Raw genomic sequence first — 25,412 nt, 5'->3', positions numbered from 1 at the left:
CGAAGGGCTTCGCCACCTCATGTCCGGTATATCCACACTTTTCGATGCCGTCCTCGACGCCGCCTACCGCCTCATCGACGCCCTCGGCTCCCTCACCGGAGCGGCGTTCGCGATCATCCTGGTCACCCTCGCCGTCCGCCTGCTCCTGCTGCCGCTGAGCATCCGGCAGGCGAAGGCGCACAAGGCCCGCCTGCGGGTGGCGCCGAAGGTCGAGGCGCTGCGGCAGCGGTACGCGCGCGACCCCGAGCGCATGATCCTTGAGACCAGGAAGCTGTACGCGGCCGAGGGCACGTCCATGTTCGCGGGAATCGGCCCGGCGCTGGCGCAGACCCCGTTCGTCATGGTGATCTACCGCGTGTTCGTGTCCGCCACGATCGCCGGGCACCCGAACCTGCTGCTCGCCCAGAGCGCCCTCGGCGTGCCGCTGGGCGACCACTTCGCCGCGGCGGTCGCGGGCGGCGGCCTCTTCGGCCCGCCCGCGCTGGTCTTCCTGGGGCTGTTCGCCCTGCTCACGGTGCTCGCCTACGTGACGTCGCGGCGCATGGGCGACGTACGGCCGCGGGCCCTGCGGTTCATGCCGTTCGGCACCGTGCTGTTCGCCGCCTTCCTGCCCTTGGCGGCGGGTCTGTACCTGGTGGTGAGCACGGCGTGGACCGCGGCGGAGCGCGCGATCCTGTACCCGAAACCGGCCTGACGCCCCGCGCGTTCGCCGGTCTTGTCCGCCGTTACGGTTGGATGGCGTGAGCGCTCCGGCGAGCCGAGGAACGGGGGCAGGGCGATGAACGGTGCCGACAGCGAGGTCGGACGCCTGGCGACGGTGCTCCTGCACCGCCCCGGCGCCGAGCTCAAGCGGCTGACCCCTCGCAACAACGACAAGCTGCTCTTCGACTCCATCCCCTGGGTGGGCCGGGCCCAGGAGGAGCACGACGCGTTCGCCGAGGCGCTGCGCACGCACGGCGTCGAAGTGCTCTACGTCGCCGAGCTGCTGCAGGACACCCTGGAGTACGAGTCCGCGCGGGAGGAGATCATTCCCGCCGTGCTCCAGGAGCGGCAGCTCGGGGACACCCTCGCCGCCCTGACCCGGCAGTACCTCGCCGACCTGGACCCCGAGAGGCTCGCCCACGCTCTGATCGCCGGCATCGCCCACGAGGAGCTGAAGACCGGCAGGGGCCTGGTGTACGGCCTGCTCGACCGGCACGACTTCGTGATCGACCCGCTGCCCAACCTGCTGTTCACCCGCGACTCCAGCGTGTGGATCGGCGACAAGGTGGCCGTGACCAGCCTCGCCATGCCCGCCCGTGCGCGTGAGAGCAACCTCACCCGCCTGATCTACACCCACCACCCGCGCTTCGCCGGCACCGAGCACCTGTACGAGCCGTGGCTCGAACACGTGGAGGGCGGCGACGTGCTGCTGATGGGGCCGGGCGTGATCGCGGTGGGCACCGGGGAGCGCACGACGCCGGCCGGGGTGGAGCGGCTGTGCCGCAGGGTCTTCGCGGCGGGTCTCGCGCACACCGTGCTGGCCGTGCCGATCGCCCAGCAGCGGGCCACGATGCACCTCGACACGATCTGCACGATGGTGGACGTGGACACGGTGGTCATGTACCCGCCGGTCGCGTACTCGCTGCAGGCGTACACGATCACGTCGATGGGGGACGGGGAGCTCCGGGTCTTCGAGCCGCGCCCGTTCCTGGAGGCGGCGGCGCAGGCGATGGGGGTCGAGCGGGTCAAGGTGATCGACACCGGGCTGGACCCGGTGACGGCGGAGCGGGAGCAGTGGGACGACGGGAACAACACGCTCGCCCTCGCGCCGCGCGTGGCGGTCGCCTACGAGCGCAATGTGGAGACGAACGCCCGTCTTGAGGCCGCCGGTGTGCGAGTGATCCGAATTGCCGGGAGCGAACTCGGCAGCGGCCGGGGCGGTCCGCGCTGTATGTCCTGCCCTATCAGCAGAGAACGGCTAGCCGCACTCGTGTAGTGCCCCTATTTCGGGCGTTCTCACTTGTGAATTAAGGACTCCCACTGGAGCGTGGAGAACCGCCCAAACAGTGGTCATCTCTTCGTCGTGGCGCACGCCCCAGCGCTCCGCGAGGAACTCGACGATGCCGAGCCCGCGCCCGCCGAGCGAGGAGAGCGCCGGCCGCGCCGCGCGCGGCTCCGTGGTCGCCCCTCCGTCACTCACCGTGACCTCGAGGTGGTCGTCCGCCCAGTCCCATGTGGCCTTGATCTGGCCGGACGGGAGGGGATGGGCGTGACGGAGCGCATTGCTCAGCAGTTCGCTCACCACGAGGACGGCGTCCTCTATGGCGGTGGCGAACACCCCGCACTCCTCGAGATCGGCGCTGAGACACTGGCGTGCGACGGCGACGCTGGTCGGCGCATACGGCAACAGCACGACGCCCTCACTTCCCCGTTCTCCTGCATTTCCCCCTGAGGAAAACACATCCCAGTACGACCGAAATGCCCCGATCGAAGCTTGGGGAAACCGCATGGCGATCATTGCTTGTGCAGAAACGGCATTACACACGTTCATCCGTGACCGGCCCGTTACCGGTTCGGTGTGTCGGATCCGATATAGGCGGGAGCGGTACGTAGGACGAATCTCATTCGGGTCCCTCCACCAAGGCGGGAATGCGCGGTCAGTTCGCCGCCCTGGGCCCGCGCCAGGCTCCTGGCGATGTAGAGCCCGAGGCCGACGCCGCCGAACCGGCGCCGGTCCCCGCTGTCGGCCTGGACGAACCGCTCGAACACCCGCTCGCGGTCGTCCGGCGGGATGCCCACCCCCTCGTCGTCCACGACCAGGACGACGAGGTCGGTCTCCCGCCAGGCGACCACCCGGATCAGCCCGCCGTCCGGCGAGTACTTGAACGCGTTCTCCAGCAACTGCCCGAGCAGGATGTCGGTGGCCAGCGCGTCGCCGTCCACCCACGGCAGGTCGGCGGGGATCTCGACCTCCACGCGGTGCCGGTCGGAGAGCACCGGCAGCCCCAGCGTGGCCGCCCGCGCCCGTTCGCCGAGGTCGAAGCTCTCCACACGCACCTTCAGCTCCTCGGCACCGGCGCGGGCGCCGAGCAGCAGGTGGTCCATGAGCTGGCCGAGCGCCCGCGACCGTTCGGCGATCGTCCGCACGGCCGAGCGGCGTTCGGCGTCCGACAACTTGTCCCAGCGGGCGTCCAGGGTGTGGGCGAACCCCTGCACCACGGTGATCGGCGTGCGCAGCTCGTGGCTGGTGGTGGCCAGGAAGAGATCCTTGGCCTCCTCCAGCTCCTTGGCGCGGGTGACGTCGCGGAAGTCCACGACGATCTCGCCGGTCTCGACGATCTCCGCGCTGACCACGTCCAGCCAGCGTCCGGTGGCGAGCTGGGTGGTCAGCTTCTGCCCCGGCGCGGGCAGCGGGAACGGCGGGCGCCCGCCGATCACGTCGCGGGCGCGCACGCCGGTCAGCTCCTCGGCGGCCGGGTTCCACTGCCGGACGAGGCCGAGGTCGTCGAGCACCGCGATGCCGTCGGCGCTCGCGTCCACGACGGCGCGCTCGTGGGCGCGCTGCCGTACGGCGTCCTGGTAGGCCATCGCGTTGCCGAGGGCGATGCCGGCGTGCCCGGCGAGCAGTTCGAGCAGTTCCAGCTCGATGTGCCCGGCCGTCCCCTCGGCGAACAGCGCGTACAACGCCCCGTACGGCCGTCCGCCCACGGCGGCGACACCGAGCGCGATGGTGTGCAGGCCGGGCAGCTCCGACCAGATCAGCTCGTCGAGGGCGGTGCGGTCGTTGGTCTCCAGCAGGACGGTCTTGCCCGTGCGCAGCAGCTTGCCGACCAGGCTGCTGCGCAGGTCGGCGGTGGCGCCCTTGAGCCTGCCCGGCAGCCCGTGCGCGCTGACCAGGCGCAGGCGCTCGTCCTCGATCAGCACGAAGCCGCCGGCGTCCGCCCCGGTGAGCTCGGTGAGGCTCGCAGCGATGCGGTCCAGGACGGCCGGCAGCTCCAGCTCGGCGTTGATGTCGGCGACGACGTCGGTGAGCCTGCGGACCAGCCGCGCCCGGCGCGCTCCCCGATCGCGCGCGTCCGCGTCGTCGGCGATCAGGTGGTAGACGCTGACGTATCCCAGCAGCGCGCCGCTCTCGGAGCGGAGCGCGCTCATGTCGACGCCGACGTCCACCAGCGAGCCGTCGCGGTGGCGGCGCTTGGTGCGCAGCGACACCGGGCCGCCGGTGCGGACGCGCTCCAGGACGGCGTGGTGCTCGGCCGTCAGCTCGTCCGGCACCAGCGGCACCCTGCGCCCGGTGACGTCGGCCGCGGCGAAGCCGAACAGGCGCTCCGCGGCGGGGTTCCACATCAGGACGTTGAGATCACGGTCGAGGGCCACGACGGCGTTCGCCGCGCTCGCGAGGACAGCGTGAGCAAAGCCTTCATCGGCGATCTCTACCCTGTCGTCACTCATGCCCCCCATCGTGCCTGTTTTCTCCGCCGCGTCTTGGCACTTTCGATGTGCGAATAGTCGCATTCGCCAGCCCCGTACCGTCCCATGCGCCACCGGAGGACCCGGAGGACCCGACGAGGGGGGATTCTTCCCCGCTCCCGGCCCGGGTAAAGCATCCCTAATCGGGGCGACATGGACTTCGGCGACTGCGTCGTGGCCGGTAGGAGGCCGCACTCCGCTACGCTGCGGATAGCGGGACCGGGAGGGGTGCGGGCGATGACGGCAGGCGATCTCGACGCCCTGGTGCGGGTGACCTCCCCCGACTACGTGGGCGAGACCCCGCCCGACATCGCCTTCGGCATCACCGACACCCCGGTGGGGCGCCTCGCGCTCGCCGTCACCGCGCGCGGGGTGGCCGCGTGCAGCTTCGAGGACGAACACGTCGTCTTCGCGCGCGTCTCACGCGAGATCGGCACGTTCATCGGCAACGACCCCCGGCGCCTGGACCCCATCCGCCGCGAGCTGGACGCCTACTTCTCAGGCCGGCTGCGGGCGTTCACGGTGCCGGTGGACCTGCGGCTGGCGACGCCGTTCGCCCGCACGGTGCTGCAGATGACGATGGCCGTCCCCTACGGCAGTGTCACGACATATCAGGAGATCGCCGAGCGGATCGGGCGGCCGCACGCGCTGCGCGCCATCGGCAACGCGCTCACCGCCGACCCGGTCTGCGTCATCGTGCCGTGTCATCGAGCGATCGAGGCGCCAGGGCTTCTCGGGGGCTACGCCGGGGGCCCCGCCGCCAAGGAACACCTGCTCCGCCTCGAGGGCGCGTCACCCGGCCCAGCGCCAGCGTGACCAGCGCGGCGACGATCGCCGAGGCCAGCGCCGCGTTCATCCACGGCTGCCGCTCGAAGCCGACCGCCTCGCGCGCCCACCCCCAGACGTCGTCCCACCAGGCCACCGTCGGCGTGGCGGTGACGAGCCAGTAGGCCGCGAACCCCAGCATCCACGGCACGATCATGAGCCCGCGGGACGGGGCGTCCTGCGAGGTGTTCCAGCGGCCGGCCCCGCCGAGCAGGAAGTAGTCGACGGCCAGGACGGCGAACATCGGGACGAACACCGCGCCGATCACCCCGAGGAACGCCCCATAGGACTCGACGTTGACGAACAGCGCGACCACCGTGGTGAGCACTCCCACGCCCACGGAGAAGGCGCGGCGGTCCACCCGGGGCAGCAGGTTCTGCAGGGACATCGCCGTGGAGTACACGTTCGCGAACGACTGGTCGGCCTCGCGCAGCACCAGGATGCCGAAGAACAGGCCGCCCAGAGGGACGGCGACGAACGGATCCCACACCCGGCCGGCGTCGTTGCCCACCAGCGCCAGCGCGAGCACGCCCATCGCCAGGCACGCGACCTGCGCGACCGTGTAACCGCCGACCACGCCGGCGAACGCCGCCCGGCCGGATCGGGAGTGCCGCGCGTAGTCGGCGGCCACCGGCACCCACGACACCGACAGAGCGATCACATAGTCGACCGCGGGCGCGAACGCGTGCCAGTCGCCGGGCCCCAGCTCGGGCCCCTCACGCAGCAGCGCCACGGCCAGCCACGCCATCGCGACGATCACGCCCGCCGTCACGAAGCGACGCAGCAGCCGGATCGCCCCGAGCGGGCGTATGGTCAGCGCGATGGTGAGCACGCCCGCCCCCAGCACCCAGACCTGGTACGGGACCGCGTCCCCGAAGATGGCCTGGGCGCCGGTGGCGATCACCCACAGCTCGAAGGCGCCCCAGCCGAGCATCTGGACGATGTTCAGCACCGTGGGGACGTACGACAGGCGCACCCCGAACAGCCCGCGCAGCAGCACCATGGCCGGAGCGCCGGTGCGCGCCCCCGGCACGGCCGCGAGCCCCACCATCACCGTGCCGATGAGGCTCCCGACCACGGCGGCGAGCACCGCCGCCACCAGGCTCAGCGGCCTGTCGCCCGACGGCTTGATCAGATACAGCGCCCCGGAGAACCCGAGAAGGCTCACCCCCAGATTCGCCCAGAACGCCCCCTGATCGAGGGCTCCCAACGTCTTCGGCGGCGCCTGGTCGAGAGTCAGAGGTGCTTCATCGACGGCGGACGACATCGCGCGCTCCCTACGCCGGCATTACCCGGACAGGTTCATGCGGTCGGCGGCGCGCCCCGTGTCGGTGGGAGCCGCCCTCTCAGCCCGGTTGCGTCCGAGCTCCCGCGGTGTGCAGTTTTACTGGATTATTACACTGATGGGTCACGCGACGTAGGGCTGGGACCCGTTCTCGGCCACCATCGGGCGGCCCGCGGCGGCCCAGGACTGCATGCCGCCCCCGACGTTCACGGCCTCGCGGCCGACGTGGTTCAGCCAGGCGGTGGCCTGGGCGGACCTGCCGCCGACGCGGCAGACGACATAGACGGGGACGTCGGCGGGGACCTCGTCGAGGCGCTGCTGCAACGCGCCGAGCGGGATGTGCACGGCGGTGGGGGCGTGGCCCGCCTGCCATTCGTCGGGCTCGCGCACGTCGAGCAGGAAGACGCCGTCCGGCACGGCCTTGGCTTCGATCTCTGGGACGTTCATGCGTCCATTCTCCCCGTTACGCGACCGTTCCGCCTGCTAACGGTCAGTTGCCGTCGGTGACGGAGCCATGCCTTGTCCCTGGAAGGCGGGATCCGCGGCGGATCGCACCCTACTTGAGCAGGCGAGACAATCGACGGTCCGCGAGGGGCTTGCCGCCCGTCTGGCAGGTCGGGCAGTACTGCAGGGAGGAGTCGGCGAAGGAGACCTCCCTGATGGTGTCCCCGCACACCTGGCACGGCTCACCGGTACGGCCGTGCACCCGCAGACCGGACTTCTTCTCGCTCTTGAGATCTTTGGCGGCGATGCCGTGCGCGCGCTCCACGGCCGCGCGCAGCGTGTCCACGATGGCGTCGTACAGGTCGGAGACGGCCTCGTCCGTGAGCGTGCCCGCGATCTTGAAGGGCGACATCCTGGCCGCGTGCAGGACCTCGTCGGAGTAGGCGTTGCCGATGCCCGCGATCACCTTCTGGTCGCGCAGCAGCCCCTTGATCTGCGCGCGGCTGCCGTTGACGATCCCCTTCAGGGTCTCGCGGGTGAACTCCGTGGCCAGCGGGTCGGGGCCGAGCGCCGCGATGCCGGGCACCTCGGCCGGGTCGCGCACGACGTACACCGCCAGGCGTTTCTGGGTGCCGGCCTCGGTCAGCTCGAAGCCCGGCTGCGCGCCGTCGTCCTCGGGGGCGAACCGCACCCGCACGGCGAGCGGCCCCTTGCCGCGGCGCACCGGCCTGGCGCCCGAGAGATCGTCGCGCCAGCGCAGCCAGCCCGCCCGGGACAGGTGGACGACGAGGTGGACGCCGTCGCAGTCGAGGTCGAGGAACTTGCCGTGCCGACCCACGCCGGTCACGGTCAGGCCGGGCAGCGAGGTGACGGGCGGGTCGACGGTCTTCAGCGCCTGGAAGGCGACGACGTCGACGGCCGCGATCGGGCGGCCGACGGCCCGCTCGCGGAGGAACTCCACCAGCGACTCCACCTCGGGTAGCTCGGGCATGCCCTCACACTAACCGGCCACCGGACCACGAAACCGGCAGCGGCGCCCCGTGGCCGTCCTCCTGTGGATATCCATCTCCCCTTGTGGACAACGCCGTTACCGGCACGCAGGCCCGTCCGGGCGTGGTTACGGTGTCAGGGACTGCCAATACCGCCGGGAGGTCAGCGTGGACGTGACGATCGCCGAGGAGCTCCTGCTGCTCGCCTACCGTGAGGACACGGGCAAGCCTCTGGTGCCCACGACCGCGCTGGACGCCGGGCTCGCGGGCGCGCTGCTGGCCGACCTGTTCGTCGCCGGGCGCATCGGACTCGAAGCGAAGAGGCTCGTCGTCCTCGACCCCACGCCGCTCGGCGACGAGGAGCTGGACGCCGCGCTCGCCCGCATCGCCGGCGACGCCAGGGAGCGCAAGCCGGACGCGTGGGTCACCAGGCTGCGCTCGGCCGACCTGCGCGACCGCGTGCTGCGCCGTCTGGCCGGGCGCGGGGTGCTGAGCGAGCGCACCACGAAGGTGCTGGGCCTGTTCACCACGCGCAGCTACCCCGAGGCCGACCCCAGCGTGGAGCTCGCCAGTCGCGGCCGGCTCGGCGAGGTGCTGGCGGGCGCCGAGCCCGACGAGCGTTCCGCCGTCCTCATCGGCCTCCTGCACGCCTGCCGGCTCCTCCCCAAGATCTTCCCGGACGCGGACAGGGCGCGCGTCAAAGAGATCATCGAGGGCGACTGGGCCGGCCCCGCGGTCGCCAAGGCGATCGCCGCGGTCAACGCCGCCGTGATGGCGGGCGTGACCGCGGCCACCATCGCCTCCAGCAGCATCGCCGCGACCTGACCGGGCCCTGACCCGGTCGATGAGGGCGCTGGGCGCGGCTACTTGGCGAGGACGTCCTTGGGCACCGGCTTGTCCTCGGCGAGGGCCTTGAAGAGGCGCAGCGCCTTCTCGGTGTCCCACTTGACGACGGAGGCTCCGTTGATCGTCGGCAGTGAGCCGACCGGGACGGCCGTGGCGATCGGGTCGCCGCTCATCGCCAGGCCCAGCGACAGCAGGTCGAAGGCCCCCGTCCCCGGGTCCACGGCCACCGAGTCGGTGGCGCTCATCGCCAGCGGGATCGACCGGAACGGGTTGATCAGCACGCCCGGCGCCGCCGCCTTCTTGACCACCGCCGCGAAGAACTGGCGCTGGCGCTGGGTGCGGTCGAAGTCGGGCAGCGCGCCGGTCTTGCGGGTGCGGACGTACCCGAGCGCGGTGCCGCCGTCCATGTCCTGGCAGCCCTTCTTCAGGTTGATCCCGGCCTTGTGGTCCTCGATGTTCTGCTTGACGCAGATGTTCACGCCGCCGACCGCGTCCACGATGCCGACGAACCCGCTGAAGCCGATCTCCATGTAGTGGTCGATCCGGATGTCGGTGACCTTCTCGATCGTCTTGGCGAGCAGCTTGGGGCCGCCGTAGGCGTACGCCGCGTTGAGCTTGTCGCTGCCGTGGCCCTCGATCGGCACGTAGGAGTCGCGGGGAAGGCTGACGAGCGTCGGGCGCCCGCTCTCGGGGATGTGCAGCAGCATCATCGTGTCGGTGCGCTTGCCGACCGCACGGCCGGTGGCGAGCTTCTTGCGCTGCGCCGCCGACAACCCGGCCCGGCTGTCGGAGCCCACCAGCAGCCAGTCCTCGCCGGGCGTGGCCGCCGGGCGGCCGTCGTAGTCGGTGAGCGACTCGATGGTGTTGATACGGGAGTTGATCCAGAAGTATCCGGCCACCACCAGCACGAGCAGCAGTGCCAGCACGATCACCGCGACGCGCAGCACGATGCGGCCGGTGCGGCGCGGCCGGCGCTCCCGGGGAGGGCCGTCGTCCCTGGACCCGCCGCCCGACGACAGGGGCCGGACCGGCGACTGCCCGGACCTGGGCTTCCCGTACACGCGCGACGACCTCCCCTGGGACGGCTCCGCCGGGGCGCCCGCCGGAGCAGCCTCCAGCCGTGTCGCCTCGTCGTCCTCGCCGCCTCTCCCCCCGGAACCCCGGGGCAGGCGATGGGCGGGCTGGCCCGCCGAATGGTCGCCTCCGCCTCCGGGCGGGGCGTACCGCGCGTTCTCGCCGGGCCGCCGCATCGCGCGGGTAGGCCCCTCGCTTCCGTCGGACCCCCCGGCCCGCTCACCAGGCCAATCACCCACGTCGTCGTCCCCGTCCTGAGGCTGGAACCAGGTCTGCTTCGAAAGTACGCCGTCGCGAGCCCTCGACGCGTTCCCTGGCCCAAGGTTTTCTCATGTAAAAGTACGCAGAGTCACAGTAGGTCACCAATGGGGATCCCCGGGAAACATCGGCCGGGCCTGGGCCGTTAGCGTTAACGAAGACCACTATCGAAAGGACAGTCGTGTCCACTCCCGACCCGTGGAGTACCTGCCCGTGCCTCGGCACGGGACCCATTGAATCGGGGAAGGCAGACCAGTGAGCGTGTTCCTCGGTCTGTCGGCCGTACTACTTCTCACTCTCGCGACGGGCTACTTCGTCGCGCAGGAGTTCGCGTTCGTCGCCGTCGACCGTGCCACCCTCCGTGAGCAGGCATCGTCCGGCGACGCGCCCGCACGGCGGGCTCTGGAGGTCACCGGCAGGCTCTCCTTCATGCTGTCGGGCGCCCAGCTCGGCATCACCGTCACCACGCTGCTTGTCGGCTTCGTCACCGAGCCCGCCCTCACGCCGCTGATCCGGCCCGGACTGACGGCCGCGGGCGTGCCGGGCGCCGTCGTGCCCGGCATCGCGGTGGCCCTCGGCCTGGTGGTCGCCACGGTCGTGCAGATGGTGCTCGGCGAGCTGGTGCCCAAGAACCTCGGGATCGCGCGTCCCGAAGTGGTGGCCAAGTGGCTCTCCCGTTCCACGCTGATCTACATGGCCGTCGCCGGGCCCGTGATCCGGCTGTTCGACGCCGCGGCCACCCGCCTGCTGCGCCTGTTCGGGATCGAGCCGGTCGAGGAGATCGAGCACGGCGCCACGCCCGAGGAGCTCTCCCGCATCATCGCCGAGTCCGAGGCGGCGGGCGACCTGTCCGAGCGCCTGTCGGACCTGCTGGAGCGCGCGCTGGAGTTCGGCGACCGCACCGCTGAGGACGTCATGGTCCCCCGGCCGCGCGTCGTGTCCGTCCGCGCGGGCCGTCCCGTGTCCGACGTGCTGCGCGCCCTGAAGTCCTCCGGCCACTCCCGCTACCCCGTGCTCGGCGCCGAGGACGGCGACGTGGTCGGCGTGGCCGGGCTGCGCGAGCTGCTGCGCGCCGAGTCGGGCGAGACGCCGGTCGAGCGCATCGCCACCGCGCCCCTGCTCGTCCCGACGACGCTGCCGCTGCCCGCCCTGCTGGACCGCATGCGGGCCGGAGGCGGCGAGCTGGCGTGCGTGATCGACGAGTACGGCGGCCTCGCCGGCGTCGTCACCATGGAGGACCTGGCCGAGGAGCTCGTCGGCGAGCTCATGGACGAGAACGACGCCGACGCGGCCGAGGCCGTGGCCAAGGGCGACGGCACCTGGGAGGTGCCGGGCACGCTGCGGCTCGACGAGGTGGAGCGCGCCACCGGGCTGCGCCTGCCCGAGAGCGAGGACTACGAGACCGTGGCCGGCCTGATCATGGCGCGCCTCGGCCGCCTGGCCGAGCCCGGCGACGAGGTGGTCGTCCCCCTGGTGACGGAGCGCGACCTGTTCGACGAGGAGCGGGACGGCGAGGACGTGCTGCTGACCGTCCTCGGCGTGCAGCGCAGGATCCCCGACCGGGTGCGGCTGGCGCCGGGCCTGCGCAACGCGGCCGCCGTGAGCGGTGAGGCCCGATGAGCACCGTCACCGCGCTGCTGCTGGGCGTCCTGCTGCTGATCGGCAACGGCCTGTTCGTCGCGGCCGAGTTCGCCGTGGTGTCCTCGCGGCGCCACCGCCTGGAGGAGGCCGCCACCGGGGGAAGCCTCGCCAGGACGGCCGGGCGCGCCGCGCTGCGCAACGCCCGCCAGCTCTCGCTGATGCTCGCGGGCGCCCAGCTCGGCATCACCCTGTGCTCGCTGGGCCTCGCCATGGTCACCGAGCCGGCGATCGAGCACCTGCTGGAGCCGGTGTTCGGCCTGGTCGGCCTTCCGCCCTCCATGCGCGTGGCCGTGTCCTACGTCATCGCGCTCGCGATCATCACGTTCCTGCACATGGTGGTGGGCGAGATGGCGCCCAAGTCGTGGGCCCTCACCCACCCCGAGCGCGCCGCCATGGGCCTCGCCCTGCCGTTCCGCGCGTTCACCTGGATCGCCAGGCCGATCATCGCGGGGCTCAACGGCATGGCCAACGGGCTGCTGCGCGCGTTCGGCGTCCACCCGCGCGACGAGCTCGGCACCACCAGGACCCCTCCGCAGCTCGCGATGCTCGTCGGCGAGTCGGGCAGGATGGGGCTGCTCGACCGTGAGGAGCACGACCTGCTGACCCGCGCCCTGCGCGTGCAGTCCCAGCCGATCGAACGGCTCATGGTCCCGATCGGCGAGGCCACGGCCGTGCCCGCGGGCGCCTCTGGCGACCTGGTGCGCGACGTCGCGGTGGCGAGCGGCCACGTCCGCCTGCTCGTCAACGACGGGTCCCCCGAGGAGGTCCTCGGTGTGCTGCACGTCCGCGACACGCTGATCCACCCGGGCGTCCCGCCGGAGAAGCTGATCACCCAGCCGCCGCGCCTGGAGTCGGCGACGACGCTCCCGGAGGCGGTGGCGCGCCTGCAGGAGGCCCGCGCGCACGTCGGCCTGGTCACCGACCCGTCCGGCGCCGTGGTCGGTCTCGTGAGCCTGACGGACCTGGTGGGAGAGCTGCTCAACACGCGCACCCACCCCGACGCGGCGGCGCGCAGGCCCGCCGCGCGGCAGACGACGGGTGCAAGCAACCCGTAAGCGATCTGAAACCGCGTTCGGCTACACATCCGGAGTGCCCCGACACACCCCCCGAAACACGGCCGGCGCCGCTGTCCGGCCCGGAGAGGCTCTGAAGATCGTTTCCCTCGGGAAAGCCCGCCCCCCCGAGGGAAACCCTTCAGAACGATCACACAGCCCCGCCCAGACCCCTCTGAGCCCCGTCACGCCCCCGGCGCGCCACGCCGAGGGCCCCCGGCCGCCGAGGAATCTTCCCAATCTTTCCGGGCAGTCCCCCGCCGTGATCGAAAGCCGCGAAGCCCACAGGTCCCCGAGCGAACGGCTGAACCAAGGCCGGACGCGCCTGTTCGACGCTCTCCGCGCGAGTGCGGCGAGCCTGACAGGACAGGCCACAAGGTCCTCGCGGCCGACGTATCCGCAGGCGACGAAGCCGCCAGGCTTCGAGCCCGGCGCGGTGACGTGGGGGTCTGGGGGCTCGCCCTCCAGGAAAACACAAAGGCCCCGGGTAGAAGCTCGAAGAGCTTCAAACACGGGGCCCTACGTGGGCGAGGAGGGATTTGAACCCTCACATCCTTTCGGACACACGGACCTGAACCGTGCGCGTCTGCCGTTCCGCCACTCGCCCTCTTTGAGTGCGTGGAAAGGCTAGCACGGATCCGTGCATGCCACCGAACCCGGATACGATCCTCCTAGACGATGGAGGAAGGGAGGTACCCGGTGGGAGTCCTTCAGCGCTTCGAGCGCAGGCTCGAAGGCTTGGTTGAGGGGGCCTTTGCGCGGGCGTTCAAGTCTGACCTTCAGCCGGTCGAGGTCGCCAGCGCGGTGCAGCGAGAGATGGACGAACGCGCCGCGATCGTGGCGCAGGGCCGCACTCTCGTGCCCAACGACTTCGTGGTCGAGCTGTCCACGACCGACGCCGAGCGGCTGGAGGTGTACGCCGACAGCATCAGCCACGAGCTCGCCAACCTCGCCAGGGAGTACGCCAAGGAACAGGGGTACTCGTTCGTGGGGCCCGTCCGGGTTCGCTTCGAGACCGCCGACGATCTGGCGGTCGGCCTCTTCCGCATCCGCTCGGGCGTGATCCGCGGCGCGACGGTGGAGCAGGACGAGATCAGGCACCCGGTGAGCGACCTTCCTCCGGGAAGGCCGAGCGCGTTCGGCGGCCGTCCGCGTCTGCTGGTCTCCACCCAGGACGACCCGCAGGGCCAGCGGTCGTACGAGCTGACGACTCCTGTGACGCTCCTCGGAAGGGGCACCGACTGCGATCTGCGGTTGGTGGATCCGGGCGTCTCCCGGCATCATGCCGAGCTCAGGGTCGAGGGCCCGACCGTCGCTTTGGTCGACCTCGGTTCCACGAACGGCACTTTCGTCAACGGCCAGCCGGTTCGCCGGATCGAACTCAACGACGGCACCCGTGTGACCTTGGGGCGCACAACTCTGGTGTTCCGGCGCGATTAAGGGTAGACAGACGGTCCATGTCCGAGCTCACTCTGCTGCTGATCCGGCTCGCGTTCCTCGCGGTGCTGTGGTTCTTTGTGATTGCCGCGGTGGGAGTGATCCGGACAGACTTGTTCGGATCACGGGCGACGGCCCAGGCCCCTGCACGTAAACCGGCGAAACCCGCACGTCAGCCGACCAAGCCGAAGAAGGGAGAGCCGAGGCAGTTGATCGTGACCGGTGGCCCACTGCAAGGAACCATCATCGACCTCACGGAGACGCCAATCACTATCGGTCGGGCGAATGACGCCACGCTGGTTCTCAGCGACGATTACGCTTCCAGCCGGCACGCCCGGCTGTTCCCCCAGGACGGTCAGTGGATCGTGGAAGACCTCGGCTCGACCAACGGAACCTATCTTGACCGCTCTAAAGTGACCCGCCCGACTCCGGTGCACCTCGGCGTTCCGATCCGCATCGGCAAAACCGTCATCGAATTGCGCAAATGACAATCGCACTCCGCTACGCCGCCCGCTCGGACGTCGGCCTCCTCCGCGAAGGGAACGAGGACTCGGCGTACGCGAGCCCGCGCCTGCTCGCCGTCGCCGACGGCATGGGCGGCCACGCTCACGGTGAGGTGGCCAGTTCGGTCGCCATATCCGCCATGTCGTCCCTCGACCGGGACACGGCCGGGGGCGACCTGCTCGGCGCCATCGAGGCCGCGGTGCGGGAGGCCAACCGCAGGCTCCACGAGATGGTCGGCCGCGATCCCAGTCTCAAGGGCATGGGCACCACGCTCACGGCCATGTTGTGGTCGGGCACCCGGGTGGCCCTCGTCCATGTCGGCGACTCCCGCGCCTACCTGCTCAGGAACGGCGAGCTGTACCAGATCACCCATGATCACACCTTGGTGCAGTCGCTGGTGGACGACGGGAGGATCACCCAGGAGGAGGCCGCCAGCCATCCCCAGCGTTCGATCCTGTTGCGCGCCCTGGACGGCAGCGGCGAGGTCGATCCCGACCTGTCGCTGCGCGAGGCGCAGGTCAACGACCGCTACCTGCTCTGTTCCGACGGCCTGTCCAGCGTCGTCAGCGCCGAGACCCTCCATCACACCCTGACCACCGTGGACGAGCCGGACGCCGTCGTGCGCCAGCTCATCGACCTCGCCAACCGCGGGGGCGGCCCCGACAACATCACGTGCATCGTCGCGGACGTCGTCGAGATCGAGGAGGGCCAGGTCGTGGCGGGTGATGCCGCCGTGGTGGGGGCCGCCGGGTCGAGCCGGCTGAGATCACAACCTCCCGACACCCCGGCAGGACGCGCGTCCACGATCACCGCTCCGCAACCCGTGATCGTGGACGACGACCTGGACGACGAACCCGTGGGCGGCCCGGCGGCGAGCGCCGTGGCCGCCCCGCGGCGTGTCAGGCGGCGGCGCATGTGGCCGACCACGGTGACCGTCGTGGTGCTGCTGGTGGTCGTGCTGGGAGGCGGCGCGTACTTCGGGTACCGGTGGACCCAAGATCAGTTTTATGTCGGCGCTCAGGGAGACGAGCTAGTGTTGTTCCGCGGGGTGGGCACCACGATAGGACCGATCCAACTGAACCATGTCGAGCAGCGCACCGGGCTCTCGGTGTCCTCCATCCCCCAGCCGCTGCGCGACCAGGTACGGGCCGGCATCTCGGTCACAGATCTCCAGGCAGGCAGGACGAAGATCGACGACTTGAAGGCCAGTTCCGGTGGTGACAAGAAGACCACCCAGCCGACCGCCTCCCCCAGCACGGAGTCCTCTTAAGTGAGTGCCGTCGACGTCGCGGCCGTCCCCACGACCGCCAAACGGCGGGGGGCACAGCTTGTCATGCTCGCCTTCGCCGTGGCGATCGTCATGGTGGCCTACGCCAATGTCGGGCTGGGTCTGAACGACCAGGTGCCCGCGGGCATGCTCACCTACGGCCTCGGCCTGGGCGTCCTGATGCTCGCCGCCTATCTCGTGCTGGCGAAGTTCGCCCCCTGGGCCGATCCCCTTCTGCTTCCACTGGTGACCCTGGTCAACGGCCTGGGCCTGGTGATGATCTACCGCATCGAGCAGTCCGCGCCCAAGCTGGCCTCCGCGAGCACCCAGCTCTTCTGGACCGGGCTCGGCATCGTCATGTTCTCCGTGACGCTGCTCGTCCTGCGCGACCACCGCGTTCTCCAGCGCCTGACGTACACGGCCGGCTTCACCGGCATGGCGCTGCTGATCCTTCCTCTGGTGCCCGGTCTGGGCAAAGAGATCAACGGCGCGCGCATCTGGGTCGGCGTGGGCGGCTTCTCCATCCAGCCGGGCGAGTTCGCCAAGCTGGCGCTCGTCGTGTTCTTCGCCGGATATCTGGTCGCCAAGCGCGACGTCCTGGCGCTCGCCGGACGGCGCCTGCTGTTCATCGACCTGCCCCGCGCCCGTGACCTCGGCCCCGTCCTGATCACGTGGATCCTCAGCGTGGGCGTGCTGGTCCTGGAAAAGGACCTCGGCACCTCCCTGCTGCTGTTCGGCGCGTTCGTCGCGATGCTCTACATCGCCACCCAGCGCACCTCCTGGGTGCTCATCGGCATCACGCTCTTCCTCAGCGGCGCGTTCGCCGCAGGGCTGCTGTTCGACCACGTGAAGGCCCGCTTCGACGTCTGGCTCGACCCGGCGGACCCGGCGCTCTTCGACAAGGTCGGCGGCAGCGCGCAGCTCATGGAGGGCCTGTTCGGCATGGGGTCGGGCGGCGTCCTCGGCACCGGGCTCGGTCAGGGCCACCCCGACCTGATCCCGCTGTCCTTCTCCGACTTCATCTTCACCGCCACGGGCGAGGAGCTCGGGCTCACCGGCCTGATGGCGCTGCTCATGGTGTACGGCCTGATCGTCCAGCGCGGCCTGCGCACGGCCGTCGCCGCGCGCGACCCGTTCAGCAAGCTCCTGGCGGGCGGAATCTCGTTCATCCTGGCCTGGCAGGTTTTCATCATCGTCGGCGGGGTAACGAACCTGATCCCGCTCACGGGCCTGGTCACGCCGTTCATGTCCCAGGGCGGATCGGCCCTGCTGGCCAACTGGATCCTCATCGCACTGCTGGTACGCATGTCAGACGCCGCACGCCGGCCGCCGCCGCAAGCCATCCAGGACGAAGGACTGACGCAGGTGTTTCAGCGATGAACGGCACGCTCAAGCGCGCCTCCGTGGCATGCCTCCTGATGTTCGCCCTGCTGATGATCAACATCAACTACGTGCAGGCCGTGAAGGCGGACGGCCTGCGCAACGACGCCCGCAACAAGCGCAGCTTCTACGCCCGCTACGAGAGCGAGCGCGGCATGATCACCGCGGGCGGCCAGACGCTGGCCAAGTCGGTGGACGTCGGCGGCAAGTTCCGGTTCGCGCGTAAGTACACCAACGGCAAGATGTACGCGCCCGTCATCGGATTCTTCGCCCCCGAGAGCGCCCAGGGCATCGAGGGCTTCGAGAACGACTACCTGGACGGCTCCCACCCGGACCTGTTCGTCCGCCGCACCGTGGACCTGATCACCAACAAGCCGAACCGGGGCGCGGCGGTCGACCTGACCCTGGTGCCGAAGGCCCAGGAGGTCGCGTACCGCGCGCTGGAGAGGAGCGGCAAGCGCGGCGCGGTGGTGGCGCTCGACCCGAAGACCGGCGCGATCCTCACCATGGTGTCGGTGCCGAGCTTCGACCCGAACACCATGGCCGCGCCCGACAAGGCCAAGGCCGTCGAGGTCTACAACAAGCTGGTCGACAACCCGAACAAGCCCTTGCTGAACCGCGCGATCGAGACCACCTTCGCGCCCGGCTCGACCTTCAAGGTCATCACCTCGGCCGCCTACCTCAGCGAGGACGACTCCCGGGATGTCAACACCACCGTGGACGCGCCGGACGTCCTTCCGCTGCCGGGCACCACGATCGGCCTGCGCAACTACCACGGCGAGTCCTGCGGCGGCCGGGCCACCCTGCTGGACGCCCTGACGATCTCGTGCAACACCGCGTTCGCCAACATGGCCCTGGAGATGGGCTACGACAAGCTCAAGGAGCAGGCGGCGAAGTTCGGCATCGGCACCGGCATGAACATCCCGCTGCGGGTCGTGCCGAGCGACATCGGCAAGGACGAGGGCAAGGCCGCGCTGGTCCAGACCTCGATCGGGCAGCGCAGCAACCAGATGACGCCGCTCCAGATGGCGATGGTCGCCGCCGCGGTCGGCAACCAGGGCAAGGTCATGAAGCCGTACCTGGTCAACAAGATCCTCAGCCCGGACGGCGACGAGATCGACAGCGCGCGGCCCGAGGAGCTCGACGAGGCGATCACGCAGGACGTCGCCGACGAGCTCCGCCAGATGATGGTCAGCGTGGTGGAGAACGGCACGGGCTCCGCGGCCAAGCTTCCCGGCGTCACGGTGGCGGGCAAGACCGGCACGGCCGAGACCGCCAAGGGCGCCGCGTCCCACGCCTGGTTCATCTCGTTCGCCCCCGCCGAGGACCCGAAGGTGGCCGTGGCGGTGTTCGTCGAGTCCGGCAGCGCGGGCAACGACGCCACCGGCGGCGCGGTCGCCGCGCCGATCGCGCACGACGTCATGCAGGCGGTGCTCGAGAAGTGACCCAACGGGTGCTGAGCGACCGCTACCGGCTGATCTCCCGGATCGCCGCCGGCGGCATGGGAGAGGTGTGGCGGGCCACCGACGGTCTCCTGGGCCGCGAGGTGGCCGTCAAGCTGCTGCGCCGGCACGTGGCCGCCCACCCGGAGTTCCGCGAGCGCTTCCGCAACGAGGCCCGCATCACCGCGGGCCTGTCCGATCCCGGCATCGCCCAGGTTTTCGACTACGGCGAAGAGGACGACACCGCCTACCTCGTGATGGAGCTGGTGCCCGGGGAGTCCCTGGCGGCGATCCTGGCCCGCAACGGCACGCTGAGCCCCGAGGCGACGCTGGACCTGGTCGGCCAGACGGCCCGCGCGCTGCACACCGCGCACCGGTCGGGCGTCATCCACCGCGACATCAAGCCCGGCAACCTGCTGGTCACCGGGTCCGGAACCATCAAGATCACCGACTTCGGCATCGCGCGGGCCCTGGAGGGGGCGCGCATGACGATGACGGGCACCGTGCTCGGCACCGCGCAGTACGTCAGTCCGGAGCAGGCTTCCGGCAGCGTCCTGACGCCGTCCACCGACCTCTACTCGCTCGGCATCGTCGCCTACGAGTGCCTCGCCGGCAGGCCGCCGTTCGCCGCGCCCACCCAGGTCGCGATCGCCCTGCTCCACATGAACGAGCCGGTGCCGCCGCTGCCCGCGTCGGTGCCGGAGCCCGTGCGCGCGCTGGTGCGGTCGCTGCTGGCCAAGAGCCCCGAGCAGCGGCCCGCGAACGGGCGTGAGCTGGCCGACCGCGCGATGGTGCTGCGCGACGCGCTGTCCACGCCCGGCGCCGCCCATCTGAGCACGCTGACCGACCCGTCGGGGTTCGCCGTCCGCGAGGCCCTCGCGAGCCAGGCCGTCACGCCTCCCGCGCCCGACGGCCCGGCCGAGGGCCTGTACGAGACGCGCGTCCCGGAGGCGCCGGAGCACACCCGCATCGGCCGCCCGCCCGGGGGCCGTCCCGCCCAGCCTCATCTCGGCCGGCCCCTGCCGGTGGGCGCCCCTCCGGCCCGGCGGCGTCGCCGCAAGGCCTTCGGCCTGTTCGCCGCGGCGGGCTGCGCGGCCGCGGTCGGGTTCGGCGCGCTCGCGGCGGGCGGGCTCCCGCTCGGGCTGGAGACCTCGCCCAGCAGCCCGGCCGAACCGGCGACCAAGGAGCCGGCGCGCTCGCCGTCCCCGTCGAAGACGACGACGGCATCGCGTCCACCGAAACCGGTGACGTCTGTCAGGCCCACGGTGTCACGGTCGGCTACGGTAAGCAGGACGGCGTCCCCAACCCGGCGCCCGACGCCGACGCCTACTCCTTCTCCTACTCCGACCCCTACTCCGACGCCCACACCGACCCCCACCCCGAGCGAGACGCCAAGCCCCACTTCATCCGCAAGCACCACAATCACCCCGAACGGGGAGACGTAATGCGGCGCGAGGTCGATGATGGACACCGGCAGCCGCACCGCGGGCCGGTACCCAAGATGAACGGCAAGGGACAGTGCAGGAAATGACTCAGCCTCGGCTACTCGGTGGCCGCTATGAGCTCGACGGAGTCGTCGGCCGCGGCGGCATGGCCGAGGTCTATCGCGCGCGGGACATCCGGCTGGACCGTGTCGTCGCGATCAAGACGCTCCGTTCCGACCTGGCGAGAGACCACATCTTCCAGGCCCGTTTCCGGCGTGAGGCGCAGTCCGCGGCGTCCTTGAACCACCCGTCGATCGTCGCGGTGTACGACACCGGCGAGGACACGACCGACGGCACCCCCGTGCCCTACATCGTCATGGAGTTCGTCGACGGGCGCACGCTGCGCGACCTGCTCCGGCAGGACCGCCGCCTGCTGCCCGAGCGCGCGATCGAGCTCGTGGACGGCATCCTGCGGGCGCTGGACTACAGCCACCGCGGCGGCATCGTGCACCGCGACATCAAGCCGGCCAACGTGATGATCACGCTGGCGGGCGACGTCAAGGTGATGGACTTCGGCATCGCCCGCGCGATGGCCGACTCCGCCGCCACGATGACCCAGACCGCGCAGGTCATCGGCACCGCGCAGTACCTCTCGCCTGAGCAGGCCAGGGGCGAGCGCGTGGACGCCCGCAGCGACATCTACTCCACGGGCTGCGTGCTGTACGAGCTGCTCACCGGACAGCCGCCCTTCACCGGCGACTCCCCGGTGGCCATCGCCTACCAGCACGTGCGGGAGGACCCGATCCCGCCGTCGCAGATCGACCCGGAGATCCCCCAGTGGGCCGACGCCATCGTGCTCAAGGCGATGGCGAAGGACCCCGCGCACCGCTACCAGAGCGCGGCCGAGATGCGCGCGGACATCCAGCGGGCCATGTCGGGCATGCCGGTCGACGCCGCGCACACGATGGCGATGACCAACAACAACTACACCGGCCAGCAGACCCGCACGCTGGCCACGCCCGCCGGCGGCCCCGCCACCCAGCGCACGACCGCCGTCCCGCCGTACGAGTACGCCCCGACGCAGGCGGGCGGCCGGTACGAGCGCCGCCGCGGCTCCAAGACCAGCGGGCTGGCGATCGCCGCGTGGATCCTCATCCCGCTGCTGGTCATCGGCGCGTTCATCGGCATCGGCTACGCCTTCCTCAGTTCGCCCGGCTCGAACGAGGCGGGCGGCGAGGTGCAGATCCCGGCGGTGGCCGGGCAGACCCTCAAGGGCGCGAAGAGCGCGCTGGAGGCGCAGGGCCTGAAGGTCAAGGTCGTCGAGGAGTTCAACTCCGACGTCGAGAAGGGGACGGTCATCGCGACCGACCCGGAAAGCGGCACCAAGGTCGCGAAGAACTCCGAGGTCACGCTGCAGGTCTCCAAGGGCGCCCCGCAGGTCACCGTGCCGCGCCTGGTGGGCCTGAGCATCGAGGAGGCCACGAGCACGCTGGAGGCCAACAAGCTGAAGGCCCAGGTCGTGACCATCGTGTCCAGCAAGGAACAGGGCAAGGTGTTCCAGTCCAAGCCGGCCGAGGGCGAGAAGGTCGACGCGGAGAGCATCGTCAAGATCTACGTGCCCAAGCAGCAGGTCACCGTGCCGGACGTCACCGGCCAGACCCTCGCGGACGCGAAGTCGGCCCTGCAGGCCGAGAACCTCAAGGTCAGGACGGTGCGTCAGCCGAGCGCCGACGTGCCGGAGGGCAACGTCATCAGCCAGAGCCCGCAGGCGGGCGCGAAGCTGAACCCGGGCATGACGATCACGCTGGTCGTGTCGTCCGGGCCGCCCGAGGAGGCCACGCCGACCGAGCAGCCCACCGATGACCCGTTCCCGACCGATGAGCCCACGGAGGACACCCCGACCGAGGATCCGCCGATCACCGAGCCTCCGTCGGACGAGTTCAGCAACTGAGGCCCCGCACGCCGCCAGAAAGGCCCCTCCCGGACCGGGAGGGGCCTTCGCGTGTCAGAGGGCAGGAAGGCGTCCGCCGGGCGTGTTCAGGACTTCAGGGGCGGACATGAGAAGAGGGTCTCCGCCGCTCGGGGGCGACGGCGGAGACCCTCAACCGGTTAGTCGTCCTGAGGCCCCCCGGCGTTACACGATCTGTGTGAGCCAATTTCGGAAAAGTTCGTGGCCGTGTTCCGAGAGCACGGACTCGGGGTGGAACTGCACGCCCTCGACCCGCGCCAGCCGGTGGCGAAGCCCCATGACGACCCCGGTCTCGCTGACCGCGCTCACCTCCAGGACCTCGGGCATCGTCTCCGGGACCACGGCCAGCGAGTGGTAGCGCGTCATGGTCACCGGCGACGGGAGGCCCGCGAACACCCCCTTGCCGTCGTGGGAGACGGCGCTGGTGCGCCCGTGCATCAGCTCGGGCGCCCGGGCGACGACGCCGCCCTCGGCCACCGCGATGGCCTGGTGCCCGAGGCAGACGCCGAGCAGGGGGACGTCGCGCAGGACGCAGTAGTTCACCAGGGGCACGCTGACGCCCGCGGCCTCCGGCGTGCCGGGGCCGGGGCTGATCACCACGCCGTCGTAGCTCTCGGCGTCGCGTACCCGGACATGGTCGCGTGGCCGGACGTCGCAGTCGGCGCCCAGCCGGCGGAGGTACTGCACGATCGTGTGGACGAAGCTGTCATGGTTGTCCACGACGAGCACGCGGGTCATCGGCCTACGGTCGCCCGGTCGAGTGGCACGTGGGGCTCCAGCATCGGGAACACGACATACCAGAGTACGACCCCCGCGCAACCGGTCAGCGCCAGCACCGTGGCCAGCTTGACCAGGGTGCCGCCGGGGATCACGCGCCAGAGCCATCCGTACATGGGTCCTCCTCGCTCGGGTGGAGACGCCGGGTCTACCGCCGCTCCCGCGTGCCCGCCAGGACGCCGTAGACGACGAGACGCTGCCGGGCCGAGTACTCGGGGTGGCACGTGGTGAGGGTGATCATCGCCTCGCTGGGCCTGCGGCCGGGATGGCCGGGCACGGGCGCGATGACCTCGACCTGGGAGGGGTCAACGACGGACTTGCCGGAGACGCGGTAGGTGTAGCGCGCCTCGGGGGCCTCGACCACGATCTCGTCGCCGCGGCGCAGCTCGTCGATCCTGTTGAAGGGGGCGGCGTAGGTGGTGCGGTGCCCGGACAGGACGAAGTTGCCGACCGCGCCCGGCCGCGCCGTCCCCGGGTAGTGGCCCGGCCCCCGGCGCAGGTCCTCGGCGGTGACGCCTTCGAGGACGGCGTACTCGTAGTCGCGGCCGAGGCGGGGGATGCGGATGAGCGCGACGGCGTCGCCTAGGTCGATCTTGGAGAGCTTGCCGCCGTGGTGGACGACCTTGGAGGTCTCCAGGAGCCGGCGTTTCAGCAGGCTCTGGTACCACTCGGTGTAGGAGCTGGTGCCCCACAGCAGGTAGGCGCAGAACAGCAGCATGACCAGGCCGCCGGTGACGCTGAGCTCGCCGCACGTGCGCAGCAGCATTCTCATGGCGTCTCGGTGGCCGCGGGCGGCCTGCCCCCTCCCGGGAGGTGACCGGGCGCCCCGGTGCGCCCTGCGCCGCCAGAGTATCGGCGAGGGGTGGCGCGCGCCGGGAGACCGACGGCTGCTTGACCGCCTCTTTGCCCGGGGCGGCCGGGGCCGATCAAGAATTTCCGGCACCTCTGAACGAAAGCTTGTTCACTTAGGAATCGCCGTTCGCGCCCGCGCCGACTAGGCTTGCTCCGGACCTCGTATGCCAGCGAACCGGCTGGCGCCAGAGCCCGCGCCACCTGCGCGGGTCCCCACCAGGAGAGCTGCCGTGCCCAAGTCTCACACTCGCAAGAAGGCGGTCTACACCCCGCCCCAGAAGTCGCAGCAGGTGAAGGTGAGCCCTCGGTGGCTGGCACCGGTCATGGTCGCGTCATGGATCATCGGCATCCTGTGGATCGCGCTCTTCTACATCGCGCCGGATCTGCCAGGTATCGTCACGCTGGGCAACTGGAACCTTCTCGCCGGGTTCGTCTTCATCATCTTCGGCGTGGTGCTGTCCACCCGCTGGCGGTGAGCCCGTCCTGAGCGGCTGTTCGCCGACGGGGGCGGACTTTTTCCACAGGCTTTATCCACAACCTGGGGAAGCAGCCCGCCCTCCGGTCAGGCGGCCAGCGGCGGCACCGCCATGAGGATGGCCAGGTACACCACGAGCATTCCGGCGACGGTCGCGAGCTGGAACGCCTTGCGGCTCCGGGCGGGCGCGTAGGCGAACAACGCGGTCACCACCGCTCCCGCCACGAGCCCGCCGAGGTGGCCCTGCCAGCTGATGCCCGGCACCACGAACGTCAGCACGACGTTGATGCCGATGAGCCACAGCACCCCGCGCACGTCGTAGCCCATGCGGCGCGAGATCACGAACATCGCCCCGAACAGGCCGTAGATCGCGCCCGAGGCTCCGACGGCGTAGCTGCCGAAGAGGTAGACGGCCATGGAGCCGCCGAGCGCCGACAGCAGGTAGACGGCGGCGAACCGCAGCGAGCCGAGGATCTTCTCCAGTTGCGGGCCGATGGCGAACAGCGCCCACATGTTGAAGAGGATGTGCCAGTACGACGGCGGCTCGGCGTGCAGGAAGGCGCTGGTGAACAGCCGCCACCACTCCCCGGCCGCGACGTGGTCGGCCGACATCATGAACCGGTCGAGGACCGCCGGCGCGTTGATGACCTCGCCGAGGTAGGCGAGCACGTTGATCGCCAGGAGGGCCCAGGTCACCACCGGGGTGGTGACGGGCCTGCCGCCGAAGGCCGCCTCGGCGCGGCGTACGGTCTTGTTGCCGTCGCGCACGCACTCGGGGCACTGGTGGCCCACCGCGGCGGCGCGCATGCAGTCCGGGCAGATGGAGCGGTCGCAGCGCTGGCAGCGCACGTAGGTCTCGCGGTCCGGATGGCGGTAGCACATCGGGAGCGCGTCGCTGGTGTTCGGATCGGGCCGCTCCGGCCCCTGGGGCCGGTCCGCCGGATTCGGGTGGTCGGGCTGAGTGGTCATCGCCTGTTCGCGGCCCCTTCGCCGGTGCGCTTACTCCACAGACTGCCACC

Annotated in this window: 23 protein-coding genes, 1 tRNA gene and 1 pseudogene; 14 read left to right on the top strand and 11 right to left on the bottom strand. The window is 70.7% G+C overall.

The window, feature by feature from the left end:
* Nucleotides 1-19: 19 nt before the first annotated feature.
* Both BJ981_RS11165 and BJ981_RS11160 read left to right on the top strand, forming a co-directional pair.
* Nucleotides 20-694, top strand: a complete 675-nt coding sequence (locus BJ981_RS11165) for a YidC/Oxa1 family membrane protein insertase (protein WP_184610541.1) — start codon at nt 20-22, stop codon at nt 692-694.
* An 84-nt stretch (nt 695-778) separates the two neighbouring features.
* Nucleotides 779-1,978, top strand: a complete 1,200-nt coding sequence (locus BJ981_RS11160) for an arginine deiminase (protein ID WP_184610539.1) — start codon at nt 779-781, stop codon at nt 1,976-1,978.
* Here BJ981_RS11160 and BJ981_RS11155 read toward each other — a convergent pair.
* Complete coding sequence (locus BJ981_RS11155) at nt 1,961-2,395, bottom strand: ATP-binding protein (protein ID WP_307837833.1); 435 nt, start codon at nt 2,393-2,395, stop codon at nt 1,961-1,963. The genes BJ981_RS11160 and BJ981_RS11155 overlap by 18 nt on opposite strands.
* 152 nt (nt 2,396-2,547) lie before the next feature.
* Nucleotides 2,548-4,434, bottom strand: coding sequence for a sensor histidine kinase (locus BJ981_RS11150; protein WP_184610537.1), 1,887 nt, complete (start codon nt 4,432-4,434; stop codon nt 2,548-2,550).
* A gap of 171 nt (nt 4,435-4,605) precedes the next feature.
* Between BJ981_RS11150 and BJ981_RS39090 the strand changes: the two are divergent.
* Nucleotides 4,606-5,184 (top strand): annotated as a pseudogene (locus BJ981_RS39090) (methylated-DNA--[protein]-cysteine S-methyltransferase); the annotation flags it as partial.
* Here the strand turns inward: BJ981_RS39090 and BJ981_RS11140 are convergent.
* From BJ981_RS11140 to BJ981_RS11130, 3 genes are all read right to left on the bottom strand, one after another.
* Complete coding sequence (locus BJ981_RS11140; protein WP_239139366.1) at nt 5,144-6,445, bottom strand: purine-cytosine permease family protein; 1,302 nt, start codon at nt 6,443-6,445, stop codon at nt 5,144-5,146. The pseudogene BJ981_RS39090 and the gene BJ981_RS11140 sit on opposite strands and share 41 nt — an antisense overlap.
* 240 nt (nt 6,446-6,685) lie before the next feature.
* Entirely contained in the window at nt 6,686-7,009 is a 324-nt protein-coding gene (locus tag BJ981_RS11135; protein WP_184610534.1) for a rhodanese-like domain-containing protein, read from the bottom strand.
* A gap of 109 nt (nt 7,010-7,118) precedes the next feature.
* Complete coding sequence (locus tag BJ981_RS11130; RefSeq protein WP_184610532.1) at nt 7,119-7,997, bottom strand: Fpg/Nei family DNA glycosylase; 879 nt, start codon at nt 7,995-7,997, stop codon at nt 7,119-7,121.
* Nucleotides 7,998-8,163: 166 nt separating this feature from the next.
* Between BJ981_RS11130 and BJ981_RS11125 the strand changes: the two genes are divergently transcribed.
* Nucleotides 8,164-8,820, top strand: a complete 657-nt coding sequence (locus tag BJ981_RS11125; RefSeq protein WP_184610530.1) for a GOLPH3/VPS74 family protein — start codon at nt 8,164-8,166, stop codon at nt 8,818-8,820.
* A gap of 38 nt (nt 8,821-8,858) precedes the next feature.
* Here BJ981_RS11125 and BJ981_RS11120 read toward each other — a convergent pair whose 3' ends face one another.
* The gene (locus BJ981_RS11120) at nt 8,859-9,902 is read right to left on the bottom strand and encodes an LCP family protein (protein WP_239139365.1); all 1,044 of its coding nucleotides are present in this window, start codon (nt 9,900-9,902) and stop codon (nt 8,859-8,861) included.
* Between the two features lie 526 nt (nt 9,903-10,428).
* Here BJ981_RS11120 and BJ981_RS11115 point away from each other — a divergent pair.
* Together BJ981_RS11115 and BJ981_RS11110 are read left to right on the top strand one after the other, a co-directional pair.
* Nucleotides 10,429-11,793, top strand: a complete 1,365-nt coding sequence (locus BJ981_RS11115) for a hemolysin family protein (RefSeq protein WP_184610527.1) — start codon at nt 10,429-10,431, stop codon at nt 11,791-11,793.
* A complete protein-coding gene (locus BJ981_RS11110; protein ID WP_184610526.1) occupies nt 11,790-12,869 on the top strand; it encodes a hemolysin family protein in 1,080 nt (359 codons plus the stop codon). Before BJ981_RS11115 ends, BJ981_RS11110 begins: the two co-directional genes overlap by 4 nt.
* 521 nt (nt 12,870-13,390) lie before the next feature.
* Here BJ981_RS11110 and BJ981_RS11105 read toward each other — a convergent pair.
* A tRNA-Leu gene (locus BJ981_RS11105) sits at nt 13,391-13,473 on the bottom strand.
* A gap of 92 nt (nt 13,474-13,565) precedes the next feature.
* On the opposite strand from BJ981_RS11105, the gene BJ981_RS11100 reads away from it, so the two are divergent.
* The 7 genes from BJ981_RS11100 to pknB all read left to right on the top strand — a co-directional run bounded on the left by BJ981_RS11100 (nt 13,566) and on the right by pknB (nt 22,271).
* Complete coding sequence (locus tag BJ981_RS11100; protein ID WP_184610524.1) at nt 13,566-14,306, top strand: FHA domain-containing protein; 741 nt, start codon at nt 13,566-13,568, stop codon at nt 14,304-14,306.
* Between the two features lie 17 nt (nt 14,307-14,323).
* Nucleotides 14,324-14,791, top strand: a complete 468-nt coding sequence (locus BJ981_RS11095) for an FHA domain-containing protein FhaB/FipA (protein WP_184610522.1) — start codon at nt 14,324-14,326, stop codon at nt 14,789-14,791.
* The gene (locus BJ981_RS11090; protein ID WP_184610520.1) at nt 14,788-16,077 is read left to right on the top strand and encodes a Stp1/IreP family PP2C-type Ser/Thr phosphatase; all 1,290 of its coding nucleotides are present in this window, start codon (nt 14,788-14,790) and stop codon (nt 16,075-16,077) included. The genes BJ981_RS11095 and BJ981_RS11090 overlap by 4 nt, the downstream gene beginning before the upstream one ends.
* A complete protein-coding gene (locus BJ981_RS11085) occupies nt 16,078-17,454 on the top strand; it encodes an FtsW/RodA/SpoVE family cell cycle protein (RefSeq protein ID WP_372436939.1) in 1,377 nt (458 codons plus the stop codon).
* The gene (locus BJ981_RS11080; protein WP_184610519.1) at nt 17,451-18,899 is read left to right on the top strand and encodes a peptidoglycan D,D-transpeptidase FtsI family protein; all 1,449 of its coding nucleotides are present in this window, start codon (nt 17,451-17,453) and stop codon (nt 18,897-18,899) included. The genes BJ981_RS11085 and BJ981_RS11080 overlap by 4 nt, the downstream gene beginning before the upstream one ends.
* Nucleotides 18,896-20,341, top strand: coding sequence for a serine/threonine-protein kinase (locus BJ981_RS11075; RefSeq protein ID WP_275422305.1), 1,446 nt, complete (start codon nt 18,896-18,898; stop codon nt 20,339-20,341). The genes BJ981_RS11080 and BJ981_RS11075 overlap by 4 nt, the downstream gene beginning before the upstream one ends.
* Nucleotides 20,342-20,423: 82 nt before the next feature.
* Nucleotides 20,424-22,271, top strand: a complete 1,848-nt coding sequence (pknB, locus tag BJ981_RS11070; protein ID WP_184610517.1) for a Stk1 family PASTA domain-containing Ser/Thr kinase — start codon at nt 20,424-20,426, stop codon at nt 22,269-22,271.
* Nucleotides 22,272-22,454: 183 nt separating this feature from the next.
* On the opposite strand, the gene BJ981_RS11065 is transcribed toward pknB, so the two are convergent.
* The 3 genes from BJ981_RS11065 to BJ981_RS11055 are packed head-to-tail and all read right to left on the bottom strand — an operon-like array spanning nt 22,455 to nt 23,838.
* Nucleotides 22,455-23,027 (bottom strand): anthranilate synthase component II, encoded by a 573-nt coding sequence (locus BJ981_RS11065; protein WP_184610515.1) that lies wholly within the window; start codon nt 23,025-23,027, stop codon nt 22,455-22,457.
* Nucleotides 23,024-23,182: a hypothetical protein gene (locus tag BJ981_RS11060; protein ID WP_184610513.1), complete on the bottom strand. Its 159-nt coding sequence runs from the start codon at nt 23,180-23,182 to the stop codon at nt 23,024-23,026. The genes BJ981_RS11065 and BJ981_RS11060 overlap by 4 nt, the downstream gene beginning before the upstream one ends.
* Before the next feature lie 32 nt (nt 23,183-23,214).
* Nucleotides 23,215-23,838 carry a class E sortase gene (locus BJ981_RS11055; RefSeq protein ID WP_239139364.1) on the bottom strand — a complete coding sequence of 208 codons (624 nt, stop codon included), beginning with the start codon at nt 23,836-23,838 and terminating at the stop codon, nt 23,215-23,217.
* Nucleotides 23,839-24,148: 310 nt separating this feature from the next.
* Here BJ981_RS11055 and BJ981_RS11050 point away from each other — a divergent pair, with 310 nt between their 5' ends.
* Nucleotides 24,149-24,394, top strand: a complete 246-nt coding sequence (locus BJ981_RS11050) for a cell division protein CrgA (RefSeq protein WP_184610511.1) — start codon at nt 24,149-24,151, stop codon at nt 24,392-24,394.
* Between the two features lie 86 nt (nt 24,395-24,480).
* On the opposite strand, the gene BJ981_RS11045 is transcribed toward BJ981_RS11050, so the two are convergent.
* Nucleotides 24,481-25,362 (bottom strand): rhomboid family intramembrane serine protease, encoded by an 882-nt coding sequence (locus tag BJ981_RS11045; protein ID WP_184610509.1) that lies wholly within the window; start codon nt 25,360-25,362, stop codon nt 24,481-24,483.
* Nucleotides 25,363-25,412: the final 50 nt, after the last annotated feature.

This window comes from Sphaerisporangium krabiense (assembly GCF_014200435.1).
In the GTDB taxonomy this organism is placed as follows: Bacteria; Actinomycetota; Actinomycetes; order Streptosporangiales; family Streptosporangiaceae; genus Sphaerisporangium; species Sphaerisporangium krabiense.
The sequence above is the reverse complement of the archived record's forward strand: the minus strand, read 5'-3'. Positions and strand labels throughout refer to the sequence as shown.